The 23,389-nt window shown below is 69.7% G+C and carries 22 protein-coding genes; 4 read left to right on the top strand and 18 right to left on the bottom strand.

The features are described 5' to 3' along the window. Positions 1-46: 46 nt before the first annotated feature. The 6 genes from E4T13_RS07505 to E4T13_RS07480 form a co-directional block, all read right to left on the bottom strand. Positions 47-2,872, bottom strand: a complete 2,826-nt coding sequence (locus tag E4T13_RS07505) for a peptidoglycan -binding protein (protein ID WP_137177563.1) — start codon at positions 2,870-2,872, stop codon at positions 47-49. A gap of 314 nt (positions 2,873-3,186) precedes the next feature. Next, positions 3,187-4,326: a flagellar motor protein MotA gene (locus E4T13_RS07500; protein WP_137177562.1), complete on the bottom strand. Its 1,140-nt coding sequence runs from the start codon at positions 4,324-4,326 to the stop codon at positions 3,187-3,189. Positions 4,327-4,335: 9 nt separating this feature from the next. Beyond that, positions 4,336-4,791, bottom strand: coding sequence for an OmpA family protein (locus tag E4T13_RS07495; protein WP_170984852.1), 456 nt, complete (start codon positions 4,789-4,791; stop codon positions 4,336-4,338). A gap of 176 nt (positions 4,792-4,967) precedes the next feature. Further along, on the bottom strand, positions 4,968-5,816 hold the full coding sequence (locus E4T13_RS07490) for an inositol monophosphatase family protein (RefSeq protein WP_137177560.1): 849 nt from the start codon (positions 5,814-5,816) through the stop codon (positions 4,968-4,970). 260 nt (positions 5,817-6,076) lie between these two features. Beyond that, positions 6,077-6,646 carry an elongation factor P gene (gene efp, locus E4T13_RS07485; RefSeq protein WP_137177559.1) on the bottom strand — a complete coding sequence of 190 codons (570 nt, stop codon included), beginning with the start codon at positions 6,644-6,646 and terminating at the stop codon, positions 6,077-6,079. Positions 6,647-6,788: 142 nt separating this feature from the next. Then, positions 6,789-8,261, bottom strand: a complete 1,473-nt coding sequence (locus tag E4T13_RS07480) for an ATP-binding protein (RefSeq protein WP_170984851.1) — start codon at positions 8,259-8,261, stop codon at positions 6,789-6,791. A gap of 348 nt (positions 8,262-8,609) precedes the next feature. On the opposite strand from E4T13_RS07480, the gene E4T13_RS07475 reads away from it, so the two are divergent. After that, entirely contained in the window at positions 8,610-9,284 is a 675-nt protein-coding gene (locus E4T13_RS07475) for a glutathione S-transferase family protein (RefSeq protein ID WP_137177557.1), read from the top strand. A 157-nt stretch (positions 9,285-9,441) separates the two neighbouring features. Beyond that, the gene (locus E4T13_RS07470) at positions 9,442-10,164 is read left to right on the top strand and encodes an outer membrane protein (RefSeq protein WP_137177556.1); all 723 of its coding nucleotides are present in this window, start codon (positions 9,442-9,444) and stop codon (positions 10,162-10,164) included. 143 nt (positions 10,165-10,307) lie between these two features. Here the strand turns inward: E4T13_RS07470 and E4T13_RS07465 are convergent, their stop codons facing one another. Next, entirely contained in the window at positions 10,308-11,288 is a 981-nt protein-coding gene (locus E4T13_RS07465) for a lysine-2,3-aminomutase-like protein (protein ID WP_137177555.1), read from the bottom strand. A 187-nt stretch (positions 11,289-11,475) separates the two neighbouring features. Between E4T13_RS07465 and epmA the strand changes: the two genes are divergently transcribed. Next, positions 11,476-12,534: an EF-P lysine aminoacylase EpmA gene (epmA, locus tag E4T13_RS07460; protein ID WP_137177554.1), complete on the top strand. Its 1,059-nt coding sequence runs from the start codon at positions 11,476-11,478 to the stop codon at positions 12,532-12,534. On the opposite strand, the gene E4T13_RS07455 is transcribed toward epmA, so the two are convergent. The 7 genes from E4T13_RS07455 to E4T13_RS07425 form a co-directional block, all read right to left on the bottom strand. Then, the gene (locus tag E4T13_RS07455; RefSeq protein WP_137177553.1) at positions 12,527-13,246 is read right to left on the bottom strand and encodes an FkbM family methyltransferase; all 720 of its coding nucleotides are present in this window, start codon (positions 13,244-13,246) and stop codon (positions 12,527-12,529) included. The genes epmA and E4T13_RS07455 overlap by 8 nt on opposite strands. Next, positions 13,239-13,739 (bottom strand): cupin domain-containing protein, encoded by a 501-nt coding sequence (locus E4T13_RS07450; protein ID WP_137177552.1) that lies wholly within the window; start codon positions 13,737-13,739, stop codon positions 13,239-13,241. Before E4T13_RS07450 ends, E4T13_RS07455 begins: the two co-directional genes overlap by 8 nt. Positions 13,740-13,800: 61 nt before the next feature. Further along, positions 13,801-14,562 (bottom strand): CHAP domain-containing protein, encoded by a 762-nt coding sequence (locus E4T13_RS07445; protein ID WP_137177551.1) that lies wholly within the window; start codon positions 14,560-14,562, stop codon positions 13,801-13,803. Positions 14,563-14,939: 377 nt separating this feature from the next. Continuing rightward, positions 14,940-15,290 carry a RidA family protein gene (locus E4T13_RS07440; protein WP_137177550.1) on the bottom strand — a complete coding sequence of 117 codons (351 nt, stop codon included), beginning with the start codon at positions 15,288-15,290 and terminating at the stop codon, positions 14,940-14,942. Positions 15,291-15,357: 67 nt separating this feature from the next. Continuing rightward, complete coding sequence (locus E4T13_RS07435; protein ID WP_240791015.1) at positions 15,358-16,611, bottom strand: MFS transporter; 1,254 nt, start codon at positions 16,609-16,611, stop codon at positions 15,358-15,360. A 12-nt stretch (positions 16,612-16,623) separates the two neighbouring features. Continuing rightward, entirely contained in the window at positions 16,624-16,959 is a 336-nt protein-coding gene (locus tag E4T13_RS07430; protein ID WP_137177549.1) for a hypothetical protein, read from the bottom strand. 28 nt (positions 16,960-16,987) lie between these two features. Then, the gene (locus E4T13_RS07425) at positions 16,988-17,485 is read right to left on the bottom strand and encodes a hypothetical protein (RefSeq protein ID WP_240791014.1); all 498 of its coding nucleotides are present in this window, start codon (positions 17,483-17,485) and stop codon (positions 16,988-16,990) included. An 82-nt stretch (positions 17,486-17,567) separates the two neighbouring features. On the opposite strand from E4T13_RS07425, the gene E4T13_RS07420 reads away from it, so the two are divergent. Continuing rightward, entirely contained in the window at positions 17,568-18,833 is a 1,266-nt protein-coding gene (locus tag E4T13_RS07420) for an amidase (protein WP_137177548.1), read from the top strand. Between the two features lie 245 nt (positions 18,834-19,078). Here E4T13_RS07420 and E4T13_RS07415 read toward each other — a convergent pair whose 3' ends face one another. From E4T13_RS07415 to E4T13_RS07400, 4 genes are all read right to left on the bottom strand, one after another. Then, the gene (locus E4T13_RS07415) at positions 19,079-20,920 is read right to left on the bottom strand and encodes a helix-hairpin-helix domain-containing protein (protein ID WP_137177547.1); all 1,842 of its coding nucleotides are present in this window, start codon (positions 20,918-20,920) and stop codon (positions 19,079-19,081) included. Next, positions 20,920-21,726, bottom strand: a complete 807-nt coding sequence (locus tag E4T13_RS07410) for a PP2C family serine/threonine-protein phosphatase (protein ID WP_170984850.1) — start codon at positions 21,724-21,726, stop codon at positions 20,920-20,922. Before E4T13_RS07410 ends, E4T13_RS07415 begins: the two co-directional genes overlap by 1 nt. Next, positions 21,723-22,409, bottom strand: coding sequence for a VWA domain-containing protein (locus E4T13_RS07405; protein WP_137177545.1), 687 nt, complete (start codon positions 22,407-22,409; stop codon positions 21,723-21,725). Before E4T13_RS07405 ends, E4T13_RS07410 begins: the two co-directional genes overlap by 4 nt. A 486-nt stretch (positions 22,410-22,895) precedes the next feature. Beyond that, positions 22,896-23,321, bottom strand: coding sequence for a hypothetical protein (locus E4T13_RS07400; protein ID WP_137177544.1), 426 nt, complete (start codon positions 23,319-23,321; stop codon positions 22,896-22,898). Between the last annotated feature and the right edge of the window lie 68 nt (positions 23,322-23,389).

Here is a 23,389-nt window from a genome sequence, read left to right as displayed (position 1 = left end):
GGCCCGCTGTTGTCCTACGTCGCGGCGAGCGCGCCAAGCGCCGCGGCTACGGCACCACCTCCACAACCACCGCCGTGGCCGCCACGCGCCGACCGGCGGATTGCGCCGCCGCCACCGCGGCGGCCAGCGCCGGCGCGAAGCTTTCGGTCGTCTCCGCCTCCGGCCGCGGAGTGGCGAAGAGTGGGCCTTCGGAGGCGATGGCCAGCACCAGATCCGTGCCCAGCGGCTCATCCACCGCCCAGCCGGAGAAATCGCCCTGCGGCTCGCCGATGCGCAGCCGGGCGCCAGCGTCCTGCCGCTCCAGCCGCCGCAGCTGCACCACCTGGCCGTCATTGGCCAGGAAGACCAGCAGCACCTCCGCTTGCCATCCCGGCAAGGCGAGGTCCACGCGCAGCAGGCTGCGGCGGGGCAGGGTGGTGCCGCCCACCACCTGCACCCCGAGCGCCCCGGCCTGCGCCTGGCGCAGCGCCTGCAGCACGCCGCAATAGGGGCCTTCGAACTCGGCAACGGAAAGCCGCGTGTTGGCCGGCGCCGTGGCGCGCAGACGTGCCGTGGTGCCGCGCTGGCCGAGGCCTGTCACCTGCATCCCCTGCGGCGTCTCCGCCACCGCGACGCGGGCGCAGGCGAGCGTCGCCGTCGCCTCCCGCAGGTCTCGCGTGGCGGGCTGCACCGGCGCCTGGGCCGGGGATTGCGCGGGGGAGGGCGCATCGGCGGGCGCATTGGGTGCCGGCCCGGCTTCCAGCCGCAGCTCGATGCGGCGATTGCGGGCGTAGGCCTCCGGCGTGTCGCGGTCGTCCAGCGGCTGGGTGTCGCCAAAGGCGGCGGCGGCCACGCGGTTGCGCGGCAGGCCGGCATCGATCAGGAGCTGCGCCACCGCGATGGCGCGCGCGGCCGACAGTTCCCAGTTGTTGGCGAAGCGGCCGCCGCCGCGGATCGGGCTGCGGTCGGCATGCCCGTCCACCCGCAGCACCCAGGACAGGTCGCGCGGGAATTGCGCGGCGAGATCGAGCAGCACGCGCGCGAGGTCGCGGATCTGCTGCTGCCCGGCCGGAGACATTTCCGCGCTGCCGACGGGGAACAGCACCTCCGACTGGAACACGAAGCGGTCCCCGGCGATGCGCACCTCCGGCCGCTCGCCCAGCACGCGGCGCAGCCGGCCGAAGAAGTCGGAGCGGTAGCTCTGCAACTCCTCCACCCGCGCCGCCAGCGCGGCATTCAGCCGCTGCCCCAGCACGGCGATCTGCGTGTCGCGGTCGCGGCCCTCGACCTCGGCTGCATCGAGCGCCGCATTCAGCCGCGCGATCTCGCCGCGAAGCTGTTCGAGCTGGCTGTTCAGCAGCGCGACCTGCGCGCGCGCGCTTTCGGAGAGCCGCGCGAATTCGCCGGACTGGTTCTGCGCCGCCTGGCGCTCGCGTTCCGCCTGCGCGGCGCGCTGCGCGGCGGCGTCGCGCTGGCGTTCGGCCTCCGCGGCGAGGCGCGCGGCTTCCTCCCGCTGCCGCGCGGCCTCGGCGGCGGCGCGCTCGGCTTCCGTGGTGCGGCCGGTGGCCTGCGCCACCAGCGCCTCCGCCGCGGCGCGGGCGCGGGCGGCTTCTTCCGCGGCGCGTTGCGCGGCCGTCCGCTGCTGGTCGGATTCGGTGGCGCGGCGCGCAGCCTCGGCCGCCGCCTGCTGTGCGGCGGTGCGCAGCCTTTCCTGCTCGCCGGCGCGCGCGATGGCCTCGGCCGCCTGGCGTTCCAACTGGTCGCGCAGCGCCTCCAGCGCGCGCACCTGGTCGGCCAGCTTCGCGATGTCCGACAGCCGCGCCTCGATCGTCGCGCGGTCGGCCTGCACGGTCTGGTCGAGCTTTGCCTGCTCCTCGCGCAAGCCGGCGATGTCGCGCCGCGCGGCTTCGAGCTGCTGGCGCGCCGCGGCCAGGTCGCGCGCCAGCGCCGCGGCTTCCTGGCGGCGCTGCGCGAGGTCGCGGTCCAGCGCCTCCCGCGCGGCTTGCGTCTGCGCGAGGTCGCGGGTCAGCGACTCCGCTTCCTGCCGGCTAGTGGCGAGCGCGCGCTGGTTCGCATCCCGCGCGCTGCGCGTCTCGGCCAGTTCGCGCGTCAGCGTCTCGGCCTGGTTGCGGCTGGCTTCCAGCTCGCGCTCCCGCGCCTCCCGCGCCGCGCGTTCGGTAGCGAGGTCGCGCGTCAGCCCCTCGCCGAGCGTCTGTGCCGCGGCCAGGTCGCGTTCCCGTGCCTCCCGCGCGCGGCGTTCCGCATCGAGGTCGCGGCCGAGCGCGGCGGCCTGCTCGCGCGACGTGCCGAGGTCGCGACGCACCGCTTCCAGCGCCGCGCGCTCGGCGGCGAGCAGGCGCTGTGCCTCGGTCAGGGTACGCGCGGTGCGCGCGGCGTCGCCGCCCACCGCTTCCGTGCGCGCCAGCGCCTCCGCCAGCCGTCCTTCGAGCTCCGCGACGCGCGCAGAGCCGCCGCGCGCCGCGGCTTCGAGGTCGGCCAGCCGCGCCGCCAGCCGGTCGCGCTCGCCCCGGGAGCTGTCGCGTTCGGTCGCCAGCCGGTCGCGCTCGTCGCGCAGCAGGGAGAGGTTGCGCAGCGCCGTGTCGCGCGCAGTCGCGGCGGCGCGCAGCTCCTCGTTGGTGCGGCCGAGCGTGCCGCGCAGCTCCTCCGCCTGGCCGCGTTCCAGCGCCAGCAACTCGCCGAGTTCCGCCACCTGGCGGTTCAGCCGGTCGAGTGCGCGGTCGCGCGACGACAGCGCGACGGAGAGAAAACCCTGCGAGAGGACGAAGACAAGCAGGACGAAGATTATGACCATGAGCAGCGTGGACAGCGCGTCCACATAGCCCGGCCACGCATCGATCCCGCCCCTGTCGCGCCTGCCCCGCCCGAGCGCCATCTATGCGTCCAGGTCGCTTGTTTCCCCGCATGCGGGGGAGGACACCGGATTTCTCCCTTCCCCGCGTGCGGGGCAGGGCACCATGCTTCTCCCTCCCCCGCTTGCGGGGGAGGGTCGGGGTGGGGGCAGCGCGCCATCGGCAAACCCGGTCGCGCCCCCACCCCAGCCCTCCCCCGCACTGCGGGGGAGGGAGCGGGGCCGCGCCGATCGTCCCTCTCCCGCACCGCGGGGGAGGGCGCCCGACCGCAGCGAGGGCGGGTGGGTGCGCGACCGGCCGCAACAGCGCGGCGCCAGGCGCCGGGCTTCGCACCAGGTCACTGCCGCGGCTCCTCCGCCAGGGCCGCGATGGTGCGCGCCAGCACCTTGATCTCGTTCCGGATCTCCGTCGTCGCCTGCATGCGGCCCTGGCTCATCTCCTCCAGGATGCGGGCGAGATAGAGTTCCAGGTTGCGGATATGCCCGCGCGTCGCGTCGTCCATCGCGCCGCCGCCCGCGCTGTCGGCCAGGCGCGAGAGCGTCGGCTGCAGCTGCGCCTGCGCTTCCGCCATGCGGCTCATCAGCACCTGCGACGCGCGCATCTGATCCGCCAGGACGGAAAGCCGCTCCGTCAGGTTCATGAGCGCCTGGTTGCCGACATTGCGCCCTTCCTCGGTGCGCGCCATCGCGCGCTGCAACTCGTCCATGTTCTCGGCTGATTGCTCGAGCAGCGCCTGGACGTAGGCGGGCATCGAGCCTTCGCCATCCTGCCCGAGCGCGCCCGAGGACAGCCGCGTCGCGCTCGCCAGCCAATCCTCCAGCTCCGAATAGAAGCGGTTCTGCGCCTGCCCCGCCTGCAGGTCGAGGAACCCCAGCACCAGCGCCCCGGCCAGGCCCAGCATGGAGGACGAGAAGGCGATGCTCATGCCCCGCAGCGGCTCGCTCAGCCCGGACTTCAGCTGGTTGAACAGCGCGTTGATGTCCCCGGTGCCGACCGACATGTCGTTGATCACCTGCGACACGGCGCCGATCGTCAGCAGCAGCCCCCAGAAGGTGCCGAGCAGGCCGAGGAAGATCAGCAGCCCCGTGGCGTAGCGCGAGATCTCCCGCGTCTCGTCCAGCCGCGAGCCGATCCCGTCCAGCACGCTGCGCATCGACATGGCGGAGAGCGAAAGCCGCTCGTTCCGCCGGCTGGCCAGCATGCTCGCCAGCGGCGCCAGCAGCCGCGGCGCCGGCCGGCTCGGCGCGCCGGGCGCGGGGTTGCGGAACTGCTCGATCCACTCGACCTCGCGCGTCAGCGCCAGCACCTGCCGGAAGGTCCAGCCGATCCCGAGCAGCAGCACCGCCAGGATCACCCCGTTGAGCAGCGGGTTCGCCAGGAAGGCATGGCTGATCTGGTCCACCAGCAGCGCCACCAGCCCCGCCACCGCGGCGACGAAGATCAGCATGCGCCAGAGATACATCGTGGGGCTGGTCATCCGCGCGCCCTACCCCCTCTGTCCCGCGCGCACGGCGCCCGGCGGCAGCACATCCGCGGCGTCGAGCCCGGCCGGCACCCGCCCCAGCCCCCGCACATCCACCCGCGTCTCGTCGAGCCCGCCCGCGACCAGCGCCTTGCGCACCGCGATCGCGCGTTCCAGCGAGATGCGCCGCGCCGTCGAGGCATCGTTGCGCGGCCCGCTGGCCTGGCCTTCCACCGTGATCCGCCCGGACCCCGCCGCCGTCGCCGCCAGCCGGCGCCCGATCTCCGCCAGCGCCTCCGCCGCGCCATCGGGCAGCGTGGTGGCGTTGCCGCGGAACGCGACGCGATAGGCGCCATGCGGCAGCGGCGACATCCCCGCCGGCAGCGCGAGCGGCGGCGCCGGCGCGCCGCGCGACTGCGCCCCCGCCACGCCGGGCGCGGCGATCATCGTCAGCGCAAGCAGGGCCCGGCGCGAGGTCATCGCGCCCAACCTACCCGCAACGCCGATTCGGCGCCACGCCGGGGTCGATGATGTCGCCCTCAGACGCCGGGCGCGGCCTCCGGCCGCTTGGCCCGTCATGCTGGAAGCATGCTATTCGCATGCCGCACGGGCGGCGGCCGCCATTCGGCGGCTCGGCCGGCAGATGCCGGCCGCCCTCAGGCGTCCCGCCCCCGCGCGCTCTCCGCCGCGGCGATCCCCTCCGCCACCACCTCGCGCAGCTTCGGCTGCAGCGTCGGGTTGCCGCACACCACATGCCCGCTTTCGTAGAAGCCCTCGCCGCCGGCCGGGTCCGAGACGATCCCCCCGGCCTCCCGCACCATCACCAGCCCCGCCGCGATGTCCCAGCGGTTCAGCCCCAGCTCCCAGAACCCGTCGTACCGCCCCGCCGCCACCCAGGCGAGATCGAGCGCCGCCGAGCCGAAGCGCCGCACCCCCGCGACCTGCGGCATCAGCTTCTGGAGCGTCAGCGAGAACTCCGCCTTCCGCTGCACCTTCGCGAAGGGGATGCCCGTGGCGAACACCGCCTGCAGCATGTCCCGCCGCCCGGAAACCCGCAGCCGCCGGTCGTTGAGGAAGGCGCCGACGCCCTTTTCCGCCCAGAACAGCTCGTTCGCCGCGGGGTTGTAGATGCACCCCGCCACCAGCTCGGTCTTCTCCGCGTCCAGCCGCTTCTCGACGCCGACGCTGATCGCCCAGTGCGGGATGCCGTGCAGGAAGTTCGTGGTGCCGTCGAGCGGATCGACCACCCAGCGCCATTCCCAGTCGCCTTCCGCCTGCCCGCCTTCCTCGCCCAGGAACGCCCAGCCCGGCCGGGCCTTCGACAGCTCCTCCTTGAGCGTCTGCTCCGCGCGGAGATCCGCCTGGCTGACGAAATCCCCCGGCCCCTTGCTGCTGACCTGGAGGTTCTCGACCTCCCCGAAGTCGCGCAGCAGCCGCCGACCGGCCTTCTGCACGGCCTGGTGCAACACGTTCATGGCAGGCGAGATGCGCGGCGAGACGGCCATCGGATGCGATACCCTGGAAAGAACGAAGGCCGGTCGGCTGTCTGCCGCCGGCCCGATGCGTGTGTAAGCCGGGGGCGCCGCCCCCGAAAACCCCCGCCGGGGACGATGATCGTCCCCGGACCCCTCCATCCGTAGGCGCTCCCGCCGAACTCTCCCTCTCCCATGAAATGGGGGAGGGTGCCGAGCGCAGCGAGGCGGGTGGGGGCGCGACCGACCTGCGAAGCGGAGAAGCGACGCGCCCCCCCTACGCCGCGAAGGCTCTACCCCTTCGCCCGCTCGTAGTAGCTGGCATCCTCCGTCTTCACGACGATCTTCTCGCCCGCCGTGATGAAGGGCGGCACCATCGTCTTCACCCCGTTCGACAGCACCGCCGGCTTGTAGGAGGAGCTGGCCGTCTGCCCCTTCACCACCGGATCGGCCTCCACCACCTCCAGGATCACCGTCTCCGGGATGTCCATGGAGACCGGCTCGCCCTCGATCAGGCGGACATTGACGGTCATGTTCTCCTGCAGGAAGGCCAGGCGGTCGCCCAGGATGTCCTTGGAGACCGAGGTCTGCTCGTAGGTCTGCGGGTCCATCAGCACGAGCATGTCGCCATCGGCATAGGAGTAGGTGAACTCCTTGTCCTCGGTGGTCAGGCGCTCGACGGTATCGGCGGTGCGCCAGCGCTGGTCCTTCTTCGCGCCGGACTTGATGTTGCGCATCTCCACCTGGATGACGGCCGCACCCTTCCCGGGGATCATGATGTTCTGCTTGAGGATGGTGTAGCGCTGGCCTTCGAACTCGATGACCATGCCGGCACGCATCTGGTTGGCCTGCATCTTCGCCATGGCGGGCGGTATCCTGACGTCGTCTGTGGGGTCTGATGGATCGCGGCGCGCTTACAACGAGGGGGCGGGGAGGGCAAGGATCCGGACAGACCTTGTGACTGGCCATATGGCCGCTACACCATACTGCGCGTTGCCGCGACCTTTACAAAAGCGGATTACGAACGCGGACCCGCACGACTTCCTCTGTGGCGTTCCCCACTTTCGTCTTCAAGAAAATATCGAACCATTCCTGCAGTTTCGGCCGGCTGACGGGGCGTGCATTACGCCATCTGACGTAAAACAGGAACGTAGGCTCAAGTATGTACAAAGTGTCTTCCTTTTCACGCCATTCTAAAAGCCTAAAATGACTGCTAGATGGACTAGATTTTATGCGGAGTTTGCCAGGCAATCCACGATTTTTTTCTGTTGAAGGAGAGCCAAATTTACGTTGCTGGTGTTTATCCAAGGCCCGCAATGCAGACTGGATAGAGGCTGTCGGCGGCAACTTATTCTGCTCAAGCCCGCTAGCTCGAATGCGGTCGTCGATTTCTCCACGAGTCAATTGGAATTTTACCGGATCACCACCAAAGCAGGCGATTAACAACTCATAACTGTTGTATTTTCTGGCTCTTTGACGAGGCCCTCTGACCAAGACTGCGTAAAAATTTTCGTAAGACTCGTACCTTTTCTTCGCCACCGCGTTTAATGCAGCGCTAATATCTGCGTCATCGATATTGAAAAGACTCCGATCAACTTGTGATTTTTCAGTAATTCCTTTACGAAGAAATAATTCTAGGCAGACTTGTTGGACAACAATGGGCAAACCGACCGCTTCTGCTGCTATAAAAGAACGGTAATTCGCTTTGATTTTTACATCGATATGTTGAAAACCTTTTTTTACTATTTCTTCTAAGTCAGATATGCTCCAGTTTCCGACCTTAAAGTGAGTGATCCTTCCTATGAGATCTTTATTTCCTCGCACGATATCTACAGCGCGGTGTGTCGTGCCAACCACAAGGAATGATATGTCATTATCTGTAAATTTTTTCCATTGCTCCGCCAAAAGCTTTTGCTGAGCTTCGTGTAAATAGTGAAAATCTTCAAATACGAGAATATAGTTCGTTTCTTGTAGAACAGGAATGAGAAGCTCTGGGCCGGGAGATGAGAGGATGCGCTCCCGAGCTTCTTCTTCTGATGCATCGGATCCTTTCGATACGCCAACTTTGAGTGCGCTTTTAGCCAACCATGACCACCCGAACGTGGTGTTCGCCTCACCCTGCAGCGTGAGGGTGTCTTTGCGTGATTTCTTTCTTGCGGAAACTCTCTCGAAATCAATCTTCTCCAGTATGCGCAGCCAAACATCTGTTGCGCTCATCTCTGAGCTGCAGTATATGTGCAGCGCAATGAATTTCTTGTTAGAAAGTACTTGTTTATACAGTGTAGTCTTTCCAGTTTTCGAGGGGCCTGTGACCAAACATATTTGGCCTGGCTCGAGTAAGGCGCTCTCTAGCTCGGCTTCGAATCTACCATGGTCACGCCTTACATAAGTGACAGTGGGCTGACCTCCAGTCCGGAAAATGTCGGCGATGCGCTCGACCTGATCGCCGTTGCGTGAACTTTCATTATCTTGGCTCACTCCGACTTCTCCCTCACCCGAGCACGATCCGACTATCGGTCGGATAAAGCAGTTCTGCCAAGCTGCTTCGCAACGGTCTTCCAGCATGTAGCGCAGATGCACGACATCCCTGCGCTGTCAAAGCTTCATCCCATGGCAATGTGCCGGCACATCACGTCCTTAGTATGGTAGCGTTGGAGGGGCGCGACCTCCGCCCGACGCCCGCTCTCAAGCCCGTTATCGCGCCTGGTGATCTAATGCTACGCGAGACGATTGATTTGACCCTTGAGTCCAGCTTTCCCCCGCACCCTATCGGGTCATCAAGGTTACCTCTAAACCCGACGCCGCAGCACCCCCAAGGAGGCCCCCATGCCCCTCACGCTGCTCTACCTCTCCGGCTCCCCCTACACCTGGCGCGTCCACATGGCGCTGGCACTGAAGAAAATCCCGCACACGCTCCGCCCCATGTCCTACGACGCCGGCGATTTCCGCAGCGCCGACTTCGCCGCCCTCAACCCCCGTCGCCGCGTCCCCGTCCTCATCGAGGAGGACGACAAGACGAAAGAAGAATTCAGCCTCTATGAATCCGCCGCCATCCTCGAATACCTCGAGGACATCGCCTCCACCCCGCCGCTGCTCGATGCCGATCCGCGCCGCCGCGCCATCCAGCGCCGCATGGTGCGGGAGGCCGATGGCTACTTCGCGCCGGAGCTCGAACACCTCGTGGAGGCCGTGCTCTTCACCCCCGCCGACCGCCGGGACCCGCCCCGCATCGCCGCCGCCTGGGCCGGCATGCGGCAGGAATTGTCGTTCTGGGAAAGCCGAATCAACGAACAAAAATACCTGGCGGGCGGGCTTTCGGCGGCGGACCTCACGCTGTTTCCGCTGATCGCCCTCGGCCGCCGCATCGCACAGCGAAATCCGGGCCTCACGGAAGGCGAACTCGCCGGGCCGAAGCTTGCGGGCTGGATGGCGCGGATGGAGGCGCTGCCCGTGGTCCGCGAGACCTGGCCGCCCCATTGGGGCACGCCGCCCGGCGCCTGACCACACCGCACCGCACCGCCCCGGAACACCGCGGGCGTGCGCCGCCGCCGGCTTGATCGAGATCATCTCCGATCCGTTCGATCTTCCTTATGAAGGGAGGTGTCGCGCGGGCCCTGCGCTTCGGTCGGCCCGCCGGAAACGGGAGGAGGTCACCGCGATGACTGTCACGCGTTGCGCCCTGGTCGGCGCGCTTGCCGTCGCCCTGCCCGCAATGGCATCGGCGCAGCCGGCGCCGGGGCTCTATCTCGCCGCGGGCATGGGTTTCGACATCCCGCAGGACCAGACCATCATCGCCTCGGGCCTGGCGGACGAGGCGCTGGATATCAGCTGGGGCACCGGCTTCGCCGGCGTGCTGTCGCTCGGCTACGGCTTCGCGAACGGGTTCCGCGCGGAGCTGGAGGGCTCCTACCGGTCCTCGTCCATCGGCTCGATCAGCGGCACGGACGTGGCCAATTTCTCGGGCGGGTCGCAGCGCAGCTACGGGCTGATGGTCAACGGCTTCTACGACGTCCGGCTCGGCGTGGACTGGGTGCGGCCTTATCTGGGCGCCGGCCTGGGCTACCAGTGGACGGAGCTCGACGACTACCGCCTCGGCCCGGCCGATGGCCGCGCCTTCGGGATGAGCGCATCCGGCACCGACAGCGCCTTCGCCTACCAGGCCATCCTCGGCGCGGCCTTCCCGCTGCGCGCGGTGCCGGGCCTGTCGCTCACGGCGGAGTATCGCTTCCTCGGCACCTTCGGCCACCAGAGCTATGACGGCTTCCGCATCAACCCGCGGGGCCGGCGCACGGATGCGCCGCTGACCCTCGAATCGCAGCAGCACTCGCTGATCCTGTTCGGGCTGCGCTACGCCTTCGGCGGGCCGCCGGCGGTGCCGTAGCGGCGTGGCGGGCGCCTGATTCCGGTGGCAGGTTGCCGCGCGTTTCCTGTATGTTCTCATGGATGCGCGCGCGACGCTCCCAGCGGCCGAGGCCGGCCGCGCCCTCCACCGCGCCGGCGGCTTCGTCCCCCGGCCGCCGGCGTTCAGCGCGCTGCCGCCCGCCGCACCGGCACCTTGCCCCCGCCGCCCGGCGTTTCCTTCACATAGGTCGGCTGCGCCAGGCCGCTGATCCGGCCGCGCAGGCTCTCGACGAGGGCAAGGCCCTCCGCCTCCGGCACATGGAAGCGCGCGGTGCCGGGCGCGGGGTCGAGCTGGTGCAGGTAATAGGGCTTCACCCGGTGCCGCAGCATCGCCCGGAACAGGTCTTCCAGGGCCTCCGCGCTGTCGTTCACGCCGCGCAGCAGCACGGATTGGCCCAGCAGCGGCACCCCCGCGCGCGAAAGCCGCCGCAGCGCCGCCGCGGCGTCCGCGGAAAACTCGCGGGCATGGTTGGCGTGGACGCACAGGAAGAAGGCTTTGTCCGAATCCAGCGCGGCGACCAGGTCGTCGGTTACACGCGCGGGGTCGGCCACCGGCACCCGGCTGTGCACCCGGATGATCTCCAGATGGGGAATTTGTCCGAAAGCCTGCATCAGCGCCCCGAGCCGCCGGGCGGAGAGCATCAGCGGGTCGCCGCCGGTCAGGATCACCTCGCGGATCTCGGGCGTCGCGGCCAGCCAGTCCAGTGCGGCCGCAAGCTCCGCCTCGGTCAGCAGCCCGCCATCCGGGCCCACCACCTCCCGCCGGAAGCAGAAGCGGCAATAGACCGGGCAGGCCAGCAGCGGCTTCAGCAGGGCCCGGTCGGGATAGCGCCGCACCACGCCCTTCACGGGGGTGAAGGGGGCGTCGGCCGTGGGGTCCTCGATCTCGTGCGGCGCGGTCAGAAGCTCGGCGGCGTCGGGGATGTATTGCCGCCCGATCGGGTCGTCCGGCGCCGCGATCAGCCCGGCCACGGCGGGCGTCACGCTGATGGCGTAGCGCGCGGCCACGCGGGCCACGGCCGCTTCCTCGGCCGGGTCCAGCAGGCCGGCCGCCACCAGGGCGCGGGCGGAGCGCAGCGTGCGGGGCGTCGCGTCATCGGGCATGCTGGCGAACGAGACTCCGTGCCGAACCGGGCAGGTCGGTCGTGCCCTCACCCGTCCGGGCTGCGCCCGGACACCCTCTCCCGTGCAACGGGAGAGGGAGGGGCCCGCGCGGCAGCGCCGCGCGGGAGGGTGAGGGTGCGACCGACCGTGCCCGGCTTGGCTCTAGACTGGCGGACCGCCCGAATCCATGCCCCTCCCACGCCCGACGCCTCATTGGCACCCCGAAAGCCTCGCGGCCCGGTTGCCCTTCCTCCGCCGACGCGCCCGCCTCGCCGCCGAGACCCGCGCCTTTTTCACCGCCCGCGGCTACGCCGAGGCCGAGACGCCCTGCCTGGTGCCCGCCCCGGGCATGGAGGTGCATCTGCGCGCCTTCCGCACCGAATACCGCCCGCATCTCGGCGCCGGCCGCGCCACGACGCTGTGGCTGCGCACCTCGCCGGAGCTGGCGCTGAAGCGACTGCTCGTCGCCGGCGCCGGGCGCGTGTTCGAGCTGGCGCGGGTCTGGCGCAACGGCGAGCTCAGCCCCCGCCACGCCCCGGAATTCACCATGCTGGAGTGGTACGCGCCCGGCCTGACGCTGGATGGCCTGATGGACGAGGCCGAGGAGTTTGTCCGAAGCGTGTGCCCGCGTTACGTGGCGCATCAGGGCGTCGCCACGGACCTCGCCGAACCGTTCGAGCGCCTGTCCTGCGCCGAGGCATTCCGGGCGTTCTGCAATGGCCTGGACATCCTGGCGACCGTGGACCCGCGCACCGCCGAGGGCGACGCCGCCGCCCTGCACCGCGCCGCCCGCGAAGCGGGGCTCGATTTGTCCGAAACGCTGAACTGGGAAGATGCCTTCTTCCACCTGCTGCTGACGCATGTGGAACCCCGCCTCGGCCGGGACCGCGCCACCTTCCTCACCCACTGGCCCGCCCCCCAGGCCGCACTCGCCCGCCGCGACCCGGCCGATCCGCGCGCGGCGCTGCGCTTCGAGCTCTTCGTCGCCGGGCTGGAACTGGCCAACGCCTTCGACGAGCTGACCGACCCCGCCGAGCAGCGCGACCGCTTCACCCGCGACGTCGCCGCCCGCAAGGCGGAAGCCGGCGAGGAAGGCTGGGAGGTGGACGAGGATTTTTTGGGCGCCCTCGACCACGGCATGCCCGCGGGCAGCGGCATCGCGCTCGGCTTCGACCGCCTGGCGATGCTGGCCGGCGGGGCGGAGCGGATCGGCCAGGTGCTCTGGCTGCCCTCCGACGTCAGTTGAGCGCGGCCAGCACCTCGGCCGCCCGCTCCACGGGCCAGGCGTAGAAGGTGAAGACATAGGGGTCGGAGGCGCCGAACACCGCCGGGTCGCTCGACGCCACCTGCATCGTGGCGGGATCGAAGGCGGAAAGCGGCTGCATCGCGCCATCCAGCCAGAACCGCGTCTCGTAGCCGAGCGCGGCGAGCAGGGCAGGGACGTCGCGGGTGGAGCCGGCGCGGTGGCGCTCCTCCAGTTCCAGGCTGATCACCGGGCGGCAGCGGGCCAGCGTCTCCCGCCCGCCCTCCAGCACCTCCTGCTCGTGTCCCTCCACATCGACCTTGAGATGAGTGAGGTCGCGCAGGCCGAGGGAATCGAGGGTGATCACCTCGACCTCGTGGCGCTCCGCCCGGACGGAGGCGAAGGCGGCATAATCCTTCGCGAGGCTGGCCCATTGCTCCTGCGCCACGCCCTGCAGCACCGGCACCGAGAGCGTCAGCCGCCCCGGCGCCGCGCCCAGCGCTTCCGGCCGCAGCGTCACATGCGGGGGCGGCGCGCCATACTCGGCGAGCGTCGCCGCGCGCAGCCGCGCGAAGGCGGCGGGCAGCGGCTCGAAGGCCAGCACCCGCGCGCCGGCCAGGCGGGAGAGCGGCAGCGCCAGCAGCCCGTCATGCGCCCCGGCATCGAGGATCGTGCCCGGCCGGTGCAGCCGGCTGTGGAAGGTCAGCTCATCCATGCGGATAGGGCGCGCCCGTCACGGGATCGCAGGGCGGGTCGGGGGTGGCGGGGATGGCGCGCTCGGCGCGCAGCTGCTCGCCGGGGCGCCCGGTGTATTGCTCGGGCGGATCGCCGGGCGGGTAGGCGCCGACCACCAGCAGGTCGGGCGACTGGCCGAGGTTGCGGTGCCCCGTGCCGGCCGGCAGCACCACCACGTCGCCGGCCGCGAGGTCGAGCGTCACCCCCGCCTCGCCGCCGAGCCTGACCCGCACGCTGCCCCGCGCGATCGCCAGCGCCTCATGCGCGTTGGGGTGGTAGTGGTGGAAGTCGTAGATCCCGTTGCGCCAAGCCGGCGGCCAGCCACGCCCCGCGAACAGCGCCTCCGCCGCCGCGGCATCGCCCGGCGGCACGGCCGCACGGTGCAGCAGCACCGGCAGCCTCGGGTTGTTGGGGATCTCGCCCCCTGTCGGGAGCATCAGCCGCTCCGCGCCATCCGCCCGCTTGTCGTGCATCCCTCGGCCTCCGCCTGTTGCGGAGGTTAGCACATGGCGCGGCGCGGCGGTTCCCGCCGGCTCAGCGGCCGAGCGTCTCCGCCGCCAGGCGCATATGCTGCGCGGCATGCGGGGAAGGCTGAGCCTCCGCCACCTCCTGCATCGCCGCGGCGCCGGCCATGCGGATGCGCTCGCCGGGCCGGCGGTTGTAGATGAAGCCATAGGTCGAATAGGTGCGGCCGAAGGCGTCGTTGTTCCAGCCCACCTGCACCCGCACCGCGGTCCAGTCGTTGCGGTCGGACACGTCCACCACGGTCACGCCGCGCATCACCGTGCCGCGCCGGATGCCGGGGCCGGCCCAGTTGGAGTGGTCGATCAGGATGGTGCGGTCATTGACCACGCGGCTGACGACCGCGACGTGCCCGCGGCGCATGCCGCCCGAGGCGGTGAAGGCGAGGACGGAGCCGCGTTCCGGCCGGCTGCCGCGGTCGTAGCTGCCGGCGGCATTGTGCCACCACATCCGCGCATCCCCGCTGATCTGCATACCCGTGGCCATGCGGGCGAAAGGAACGCAGGAGAGGCCGGAGCTCTGCGCGACATGCAGGATCGGCGTGCCGCCGCTATGCATCGCGTTGCGCAACTCGGGCGAGCGGGCCGCGTTCTGTTGCTGCGGCGTCTGGCGTGCCTGGGCGCGCTGCGCAGCCGGACGCGCGGGCGCGCGGCGGGCGGTTGCGGGGCGTGCCGCGCTGCGCTGCGGGGCGCTGGCGTTCTGCGCGCTGGTTCCCCTCGCCTGCCGTTCCCCCGCCGCATCCGCCGCCGACCCCACGGCGGTTGCGACAAGCATGGCGAAGCCACAAACCAGCGCGCGTCCTGCCCGCATTCGGAAACCCCTGCCAGTGCCCACCAGACCCGTAACGGACCCGTGAGAATGGGGTATCCGGGCGGTTCGCTGCCTGCCAACCCGCCGTGTGCGTTACATGCAGTAATCTGTCGTGATTCGTTCGGCAGCCCTGTGGATAAGCGACTTGTTGCGGGAAATCGTCCTACATCGAAACGCGCAACGCGAAGGTGACACAGTGTTGCGGCTTTGATGCAACACACGAAACACGCGAAACAGACTCGTCACGCAGCGGTGGCATGGCTGTCATGAGCCGGAAGCCCGTTGCGGTTACGCAACTCGCCGGCCCCGAGAGGAGGCCGGCGACCGCACAACCCGGCCGGCTACTTGCAGGCCGTGACCATGATCTCCACCAGGTGGCGCGGGTCGGCCATGTTGGCCTGCACGCAGGCGCGCGCCGGACGGCCGGCATCGCCCAGCCACTCCACCCACACCTTGTTCATCGCGTCGCGATCGCGGATGTCCTTCAGCCAGATCTGCGCCTGCAGCAGGCGCGTCTTGTCGGTGCCGTTGGATTCCAGCGCGGCGTCGATCTTCGCGATCACCTCCCGCGTCTGGCCCGCCACGTCCTTGGAGAGGTCGTCGGCGGTCATCCCGGCCAGGTAGACGAAGTTGTGGTACTCGACCGAGCTCGAGAGGATCTGGTTGCTGCCCTGGCGGGTGATCTTGGACACGGCGCGGACCTCCTGGGATGATGGCGCGCGCGGGTTCTAATGCGGTTTGGCGCCGCGTGGAAACGGCTCACCGTGCGGAGATGTCGGGCGGCACGCCCTCGAGCTCCGCCTGCATGCGCTTCAGCCGCCAGAGCCCCCAGGCGAAGGCCGCCAGGAACAGGCCGACGGCGGCAAGGGTGGGCAGGCGCAACCCGAAGGCCTCGCCCGCCGCGCCGAGCGCCAGCGCGCCGAGCGCGGGGAAGGCGCGGGTGATCAGGCCCCAGAGGCTCAGCATCCGCCCGCGATAGACCGGGTCCGTCGCCGCCTGGATCAGGGTCTGCACCGTTATCCCCTGCACCGAGGCAAAGGCGCCGATCAGCGCCGCGCTCAGCATGCCCAGCGGGAAGAAGCCGGTCGCGACGAAGCCGGCGGTCGCGCCGGCCTGCGCCAGGCCCGACCACACCGCGAGCCGCGTCGTGCCCTCCAGCCGGCCGCGGCTTGCCACCCAGAGCCCCGCGGTCAGCGCGCCCACGCCGAAGCAGGCGGTCAGCACCGCGAGGCTCTCGGCGCCCAGCCCGTAGATGCGCTCGACGAAGGGCGGCAGCACCTCCTGCACGCCGCGCAGCAGCATCGCGGTCAGCGCGGCATAGAGCAGCAGCGGGCCGAGCCCGGCATGGCGCGCGGCATAGCGCACGCCATCGGCCACCTCGGCCCAGATGCCGCCCTTGCCGGCATGGCCGCGCCGCTCGGCGCCGGCCACGTTGAGCAGCAGCAGCGTCAGCCCGGAAACCAGGTAGCCCACGGCATTGGCGGCGATGGCGGGCACCACGCCGAAGGCGGCGATGACGGGGCCCGCGATGGCCGGGCCGACGAAGCGAGCCACGGCGAAGGTCAGCGAGTTGGCGGCGACCGCCGCCGGCAGGTCGGCGCGCGGCACGATGCCCGGCATCAGCGTCTGCCGCGCCGGCTGCGCGAAGGAGCCGGCCATGCCGCCCAGCACCTCCAGCACCAGCAGCACCCCGATGGTCATGTGACCGCTGGCGGTGATGCCGGCCACCGCCGCGGCCTGCGCCGCGATGCCGACCTGCGACCACAGCGCCAGTTTGACGCGGTCCACCCGGTCCGCCACGGCGCCGGCGAGCGGGCTGATGAAGACCGCCGGCGCCAGGTCGCAGAAGGCGACCATGCCGACCCAGAAGGCGCTGCCCGTCAGCTCCCAGGCGAGCCAGGAGACGGCGATGCGCTGCATCCAGAGGCCGGTCCAGGCCACCATCGACCCGCCGAAGAAGATGCGGCTGTCCCGGTGCGAGAGCGCGCGCCCGAGGGCGCTGCGCGAGGCCACCTCGCTGCCGCCCTAGCGCCCCGGCGCCTGTCCCTGGGCCGATCCCTGGCGCAAGCAATCCTGGATCATCTGGTCGCGGGTCAGCTGGGCGGAAGCGCGGTCGTTCTCGGCGCGGCTGTAGGGCGCGACCGTGATGAAGCCGCGGCCGGACTCGGTCTCGTCGGTGCGCATGAGCTGGCCGCGCTCGCGGAATTGCACCACGCGCGTCGCCTCCGCGCGGCATGCGTCGAGGCGCGGATCGCTGGTGCCGCGCGGCGCGCCGCCCATCGGCACGTCCAGCGACCCGCCGGCGAGCCGCGGCGAATCGCAGGCGGCGAGCAGCAGGGGCAGTAGCAGCAGGTAACGCATGGCCGGGGACTTTCGCGCGGGGATCGCCTCAGGCGAAGGCCCGGGCGGGGAGTCCCCGCGACAATAGCCTCCGAAGCGTCTCGGCGTCGAACCTCGCCGCAGGATCGAGCGGCATGGTCGCGGCGGCGCGCAGCAGCGCCGGGTGGAGGTCCACGCCCTGCGGCGTCACGTCGAACAGGCCGGCGAGGAACTCGGCGCGCCCCATCACCTCCACGAGAGCGAGCAGCCGCAGGCAGAGGGCGAGCCCGGCCAGCGTGGCGAGGTCGGCACCGCGGTCCACCGCTTCCGCCCAGCAGCGGGCGTCGCGGTCGGCGATGGCCAGCACGGTCGGCTCCGCGTCGCCGCGGCGGAAGACCAGGGTGCGCGGCGGGCCCCAGCGGCCCGCGGCGGCGCCGGCGCGGGCGGCGCCCCAGGCGGCCAGCAGCGCGTCCGGCCGCACCGCGGGGAGGGTCTCGGGCGGGCAGGGGATGGCGTAGGCGAGGGCGCCATGCGCGTCCTCGGCCACCCGGATCGCGGTGTCGGGCATCGCGCCCATGTGGGGCGGGGCGCGGCGCGGGGAAAGGGCAAGGCCGGCTTCGCAAGGGCGCCGTGGCGTGCATCATCGGCGCATGGACCCGACCCGCCTGACCGCCACCGAGGCCGCCCGCGCCATCGCCGCCGGCCGCCTTTCCCCCGCCGCGCTGATGGAGGCCTGCCTGGCCCGCGCCGCCGAGCGCGAGCCCGCGGTGAACGCCTTCGTCCATCTCGACCCCGCCCAGGCGCGCCGCGCGGCGGCACGGGCCAGGCCCGGGCCGCTGCACGGCATCCCCTTCGGCGTGAAGGATGTGCTGGACACCGCGGACATGCCGACGGGCTATGGCTCGCCGATCTGGGCGGGCTGGCGTCCGCGCGGGGACTCGGCCGCCGTCGCCGCGGCGAGGGCGGCCGGCGCGGTGATCATGGGCAAGACGGTGACGACGGAATTCGCCACGCGCCATCCCGGCGCGACGGCCAATCCGCGGAACCTGGCCCATACGCCGGGCGGGTCCTCCTCGGGCTCGGCGGCGGCGGTTGCGGACTGCATGCTGCCGCTGGCCTTCGGCACGCAGACCGCCGGCTCCATCGTGCGGCCGGCCGCCTTCTGTGGGGTGGTCGGCTACAAGCCGACCCATGGCGCGCTGCACCGCGCCGGCATGAAGGTGATGGCCGAGAGCCTCGACACGATCGGGGTGCTGGCCCGTTCCGTCGCCGATTGCGCGCTGGCGATGGCGGCGATGACCGGGCGGACGATGGGCGACCCGGAGGCGAAGCCAGAGCGCGCGCCGCGCTTCGGCCTGACGCTCGGCCATGATCCGGGCAAGGCGGCGCCGGAGACGGTGGCGCTGCTGCATCGCGTGGCGGAGCAGGCGCGCAAGGCTGGCGCGGAGGTGGTGGACTTCACGCTGACACCGGAGATGCTGAAGGCCGCCGAGACGCATCCGGTCCTGATGAACATGGAGACCGCGCAGTCCCTGGCCTGGGAGCTGAACGAGGCGCGGGCGCAGCTTTCGGACGTGCTGGTGGAAAAGCTCGACTGGGCGCGCGGGCTGCCGATGGCGGCGTTCCGCGAGGCGCGGCTGGCGCAATCCGCGGCGAAGCTCGGTTTCGCGCGGGCGACGGAGGGGCTGGACGCGCTGCTGACGCCGAGCGCGCCGGGCGAGGCGCCGGAAGGGCTGGGCTGGACCGGCGATCCCACCTTCAACCTGCTCTGGACGACGCTGTGGGGGCCGAATGTGACGGTGCCCGCGGGCACGGGGCCGAAGGGGCTGCCGATGGGGGTGCAGTTGGTGGGACGCATCGGGGAGGATGCGGCGGTGCTGGGCTGGGCGCGGTGGTTGCAGGGGGCGATGGGGTAGGGGGATTGGTGGCGGAGAGGAGGAGTTTTGCTGAGCAACCGTGTCTCTGCCTGCGAGCCTATGAGGATGTTTACGCCCCCCGCGGCGCGTGCCGCATAGTCGCTGGACAGCGTCGTGGACGACCGGTGTTCGGGAAGCGATGGAAGGCCGGGAGATGAGTTGGCGGGAGCAGTGGTACGCGCAACGCGGCGTTGACGGCCGATTGCTGCGGCGCGCCTACCGATGATGACAGCGACCGAGGGAGACTAGGCCATCATGGCCCGATCCGCACCGGCCTGCGCCAAGTCGCGCGCAAGCCGGTCGAGATCGGCCCTGACGCCGCCAATCCTCGCCGCTTCAGCACTGATCATGTGGTCGAGCTTGGCAAGTCCTGCGCGGATCGCGGCCTCCAGAGATGTGGCCTTGCCCCGAATTGCCGCCAGCGCCGGAGTATTGGTGACTGGCACGCCCTCTGTCGCCGGGGCCTTAAATCTGGCCTCACAAGCTTTTCGCCAAGAGAGAACGCGGCTGCTCAGGACCGGGCCGAAGCCAGGGACAGTCGCCAGAGCCTTGCTGCTAACGTCCGCTGCGGTGTCAATGCCTGCGCCCTCCAGGGCCGCGATGCGGCCCCGGCCGATCCCCTCTATCGAGGCGGAAGCAATGGGGAATGTTTCGAGAAAAGTGCGCAAAGCTGCACCCCGCGAGCGGCCCGCGGCACCAGCGATAGCGGCATCGGCTTCGCGGCTCAGGTTGGCGAGGCGATCGCACTGGGAGCCAATCTCGCGGACCATAGTCGCGATCGCGTCCCTGTGGACCTCAGCCCGCCAGTTGGCCAGCGCAGTCTGATAAACAAGCTGCGCCCTCTGGAAGGCGGCGTCGCGCCTTGCGATTTCCTTCGCCCAGGAATCTTCGCTGATGCCGACTAAATCGAGAATGCGGCCGAAAAAGCCCGGGCGTTCGACACCCGGCGGAAGCGGCCTGCCGGTCACGCGGCGCGCGTAATCGCCTTCGGACGGCGGGGTGCCCGGCGCCCGGGGCAGCAGCCGTCGCCCGAGTTCAGCACGCAACTGCGCAGCCAGCGCCGGAAAATCCGGCAATGCCGGCACTGCCGCGCCGGCACGCGGAACGAACATCAGCGCTCCGGTGCGTCCCTCGATGACGCAGATCGGGCAGGCCCCAGGAAGATGGGCATGGTGTGAGTTGGCGCGGCAGGAGACGAGTTGTGCTGCATAGCTTTCGAGGGCCTTAACCCAGACGCTCGCGCTGTGGCGGCCTTCGGAACGTCCCTCGGGCCCGAAGGCGCGCTCGAACATAACGCGCAGACGGCTGTCGAGTGCGTTGAATGGCAGCGTGTTCGGCGGCTGGCGCACCCCGCGCGCGGCCGCTTCGGCGCTCCAGGCGAAACGGTGCTGCGCTATTGCCTCACCGAGCGAAGGCGGTGCGCCATGCAGCGGCACGCCCGCAAATGGGTGACGGTTGAAAAACAACAGTTGAAAGACGAGCACTGCCAAACCGAAGCAGTCATGATTGCGCAGGCGTTGGCGACCGCGCAGCGCAACACCTTGCAGCTCCGGCGGCTGATATTGCTCGACGCCAACGTCGCAGGTGAGGACCGCACCATCGACCTCGATCTGAAAGCTATCGCAATCCACCAGCCCGACGGTCGCGCGCTGGTCTACAAGTGCTAGGCGCTCGTTTACGTCGCCAATCACCGCACCGGCCGCATGGACCGTGGCGAAGGCCCGGGCGAGGTTAGCAGCAACGGCGACAAGAAATCGGTAATCTGCCAGCGGAAACGTCTTCTTGCGCTCTGCGGGCGCGCAAACAGCGTGGAGTTCTCGTCGGTTCTCGAAACGGGGCATGACGAAGCCCACAATCCGTGACTCGTCCTGCACTACAGCGACCGGCCATGCGGCTCCGGCTGGGCGCGCACCGGACGGCATTGCCGCCATGGCCTGGAGCTTCCGGGCGCGTACCGGGTCCGGCGGCGCATGGTAAATCTTGGCCACATGGCCGGGCATGCTCGGTAACTCATGCACAGCCCCTTCAAAACCTTTCGCGATCTCGCGGCCGATCCGGAGGGGAGTGCCGGCTACGACCAGCGACATCAGGCGGCCGACTGCCTGGAACAGAGGACCATCGTCTTGTCGTCGTCCGTTCGCGCGCAGACCTGTTGGGAGCCGAGGAAGGCCTCCAACCAAGCCTCGTGGGCGACAGCAGTACCGGTCTCCTGGGCAGCGCGAAGGCCCGCGAACACATGCTCGAAGAAGCGCGCATGCGGCTCTCCCGTCGCCATCTTGACGGCCAGGTGTTCGATACCATCCGTCATCAGCGCAAACTCGGCGATCGGGCCAGCGACGCGCGCGACCGAGATGCGCTGTGCCGCGTCGCCACGCGTGACAAAGATCGTCTCATTGGCAAATTCGCCGCGCTGGGGCGAAAGCGCGAGGCGCCAGACGGCGGCATCATCGTCGCGCATACGATAGACGATCGCGCCATCGCCAATTTGGAGAAAGAAGGCCGCGTCGTCCGCAACAATCGCGCCCAACATCGTGCAGGCATAGGCTGAAAGCGGCTCATCGGACTCGTTGGCAAGCTCGGTTATGCGGGCGCGAACGTCCTCTAGCGTGTCGCGGGCGAAACCGTCATGCAAGAAGTCGAGCGCCTGTCCCAGTTGAGCAACTGCCAACTGGGCGCATTCGAAGAAGGTATGACAGGCCTGCCGCGCGCCGTTTAGCGATCGTTTGGCGCTTCCGGCGCCATCCGCCGCCGCTGCAATGACGACTTCGGCGCCTGAGGCGGCAGACGCCACGTTGACGGCGTGGAAATCCTGACACTCGGTGCCGTTGCGCAGATGCGAGGTGCCAATAACGCTGCTGGCGGCGTGGCGCCACCCAGCGAAGCATCTCGTCACACCGAGGCCCAGCCGGAGGGCGGCGGCAGCGCAACGCTGGTGCCCGGTTGCGACTGGGAGACTGCTGCTAGTGACTGCGACAGCCAGACAAACAGATCACCAAATTTCAGGCCGTCCAACCTGATCGGCGCGCGGACACTGATCCGTGCGAGTTGGTCCATGTCCGCGCCTTGCACGCCGATCGCGAAAAACGCGATGCGCTTGGCGTCCTCCTCGGTCCGCACGCGTTGCGCTGCGTTCTGCCACGGGTCCGTCGGAGCGCCATCGGTGATCAGGAACACCCACGGCCGATAGTAGGCTATACCGTGCGACTTATACTCCTCCTTGCGCTGAGCCAGGAGATTGAGAGCGGTCTCAATTGCGCGCCCCATCGGTGTATCTCCGCCCGCGGTGAGTTCGGGTGGGTCGAACCGGTCGGCCGTAGCAAAGCCGACATCCGTCGTCACCGGGCCGAAGGACACGATCGAAAGCTCGACACGGCGCGCCGCCAACGCGTCCTGACGCAACTCGTCGCGCAGGCGACGCAGGCCAGCATTGAGCTGGCGAAGCGGCTCGCCAGACATCGAGCCGGAGCGATCCAGTAGGAGCACTACGGGGCAGCGCGGATCGGGATTATCGGCGAAAATGCCAGCGTCCTCGGTAAAGGCGTCGGGGGTGTAGGGCTTCTGCTCGAAGTCACTCATCGGTCTGTCCCATTCACGCGTCGCTTTGGTTTCGGCTGACGTCGCGTAATTTACGGCTGCTCAATCAAGCGTGCAATCATTACGGGGTTAAAGGAGCAGTGGGTGTGAGCCTGGCCGTCGACAGCCTCGAGACGCGCGGCCGATAGGCGCAACGCCGCTCGCTCGACGAACTCCGCACGGTGAGGACGCACTCGGAACGGAGCAGGCGCGAAAGAGGCCCATTCATGGTCGCAACCCGCTTGTCGGGGCAATTCCCGCCGGGCACTCCGCGATGGTGACGCTTGACGCTCGACACTGAACCGCCGCCTGGGGGAAGCGTCCAGCCCTGCGATGGTCGCGCTGGGCTGCCTTGCCTGGAAAAGCGCCCCGCTGCGTGGGTGCCGAGCCAAGCCCGAGCCCCGAGGCGCGAACGTCGCTTTCCGCCCAATGCCAATTCTGTTCCCCTCACGCAGCGCCCCTCACGCAGCGCCCCTCACGCAGCGCCCCTCACGCCGCCGCGCGCGCCCTTTGCCGCAGCGCGCCGCGGAAGAAGGCGTCGGTCGTTTCGCAATACTCCCGGAAGATCTGCACGACGTGTTCCATCTCGTCGCGGTCCGGCACGGCGCCGCCATCCGGGCGCGTGCGGAAGCCCTGGAAGCGCTCCTCGTACATCGCCATCGCCTGGAAGGTCTTGCGGCTGTGCCGTGCGGCGGTGTTCAGCGCGACGCGGCCGGCGAAGCCGGCCTGCTGCTCGATCTCGCCAAAGTATTTCCAGGTCTTCGCGGCGAACAGCTTGTAGTGCGCCGCGATCACCTCCAGCCCCACCTCGTTGCCGCGGCGGTCGAGATCCAGAAAGTTCGGAAGCAGGCCCCGCAATACGTCGAGCTCCTCGATGAGCTCGCGCGCGGGGCATGACTGCGCGGCGGTGGCCATGACATGAGTCCCGGTCAGCAACGATCAAGAATTGCCGTCGGCTGACCTGCAAGTCACGTCATGTTTCG

The organism is Roseomonas sp. AR75, from assembly GCF_005222815.1.
GTDB lineage: Bacteria > Pseudomonadota > Alphaproteobacteria > Acetobacterales > Acetobacteraceae > Falsiroseomonas.
This window is presented reverse-complemented; position numbering and strand designations above follow the sequence as displayed.

Excerpts from the sequence above, each read along its gene's own strand:
- E4T13_RS07490 (WP_137177560.1), bottom strand. The coding sequence starts at position 5,816 with ATGGCCGTCTCGCCGCGCATCTCGCCTGCCATGAACGTGTTGCACCAG.
- E4T13_RS07500 (WP_137177562.1), bottom strand. The coding sequence starts at position 4,326 with ATGACCAGCCCCACGATGTATCTCTGGCGCATGCTGATCTTCGTCGCC.
- E4T13_RS07400 (WP_137177544.1), bottom strand. The coding sequence starts at position 23,321 with ATGGCCACCGCCGCGCAGTCATGCCCCGCGCGCGAGCTCATCGAGGAG.
- E4T13_RS07415 (WP_137177547.1), bottom strand. The coding sequence starts at position 20,920 with ATGTCGCTGGTCGTAGCCGGCACTCCCCTCCGGATCGGCCGCGAGATC.
- E4T13_RS07475 (WP_137177557.1), top strand. The coding sequence starts at position 8,610 with ATGCCCCTCACGCTGCTCTACCTCTCCGGCTCCCCCTACACCTGGCGC.
- E4T13_RS07495 (WP_170984852.1), bottom strand. The coding sequence starts at position 4,791 with ATGACCTCGCGCCGGGCCCTGCTTGCGCTGACGATGATCGCCGCGCCC.
- E4T13_RS07420 (WP_137177548.1), top strand. The coding sequence starts at position 17,568 with ATGGACCCGACCCGCCTGACCGCCACCGAGGCCGCCCGCGCCATCGCC.
- E4T13_RS07505 (WP_137177563.1), bottom strand. The coding sequence starts at position 2,872 with ATGGCGCTCGGGCGGGGCAGGCGCGACAGGGGCGGGATCGATGCGTGG.
- E4T13_RS07455 (WP_137177553.1), bottom strand. The coding sequence starts at position 13,246 with ATGGATGAGCTGACCTTCCACAGCCGGCTGCACCGGCCGGGCACGATC.
- E4T13_RS07405 (WP_137177545.1), bottom strand. The coding sequence starts at position 22,409 with ATGAGTGACTTCGAGCAGAAGCCCTACACCCCCGACGCCTTTACCGAG.
- E4T13_RS07445 (WP_137177551.1), bottom strand. The coding sequence starts at position 14,562 with ATGCTTGTCGCAACCGCCGTGGGGTCGGCGGCGGATGCGGCGGGGGAA.
- efp (WP_137177559.1), bottom strand. The coding sequence starts at position 6,646 with ATGGCGAAGATGCAGGCCAACCAGATGCGTGCCGGCATGGTCATCGAG.
- E4T13_RS07470 (WP_137177556.1), top strand. The coding sequence starts at position 9,442 with ATGACTGTCACGCGTTGCGCCCTGGTCGGCGCGCTTGCCGTCGCCCTG.
- epmA (WP_137177554.1), top strand. The coding sequence starts at position 11,476 with ATGCCCCTCCCACGCCCGACGCCTCATTGGCACCCCGAAAGCCTCGCG.
- E4T13_RS07430 (WP_137177549.1), bottom strand. The coding sequence starts at position 16,959 with ATGCGTTACCTGCTGCTACTGCCCCTGCTGCTCGCCGCCTGCGATTCG.
- E4T13_RS07450 (WP_137177552.1), bottom strand. The coding sequence starts at position 13,739 with ATGCACGACAAGCGGGCGGATGGCGCGGAGCGGCTGATGCTCCCGACA.
- E4T13_RS07425 (WP_240791014.1), bottom strand. The coding sequence starts at position 17,485 with ATGCCCGACACCGCGATCCGGGTGGCCGAGGACGCGCATGGCGCCCTC.
- E4T13_RS07465 (WP_137177555.1), bottom strand. The coding sequence starts at position 11,288 with ATGCCCGATGACGCGACGCCCCGCACGCTGCGCTCCGCCCGCGCCCTG.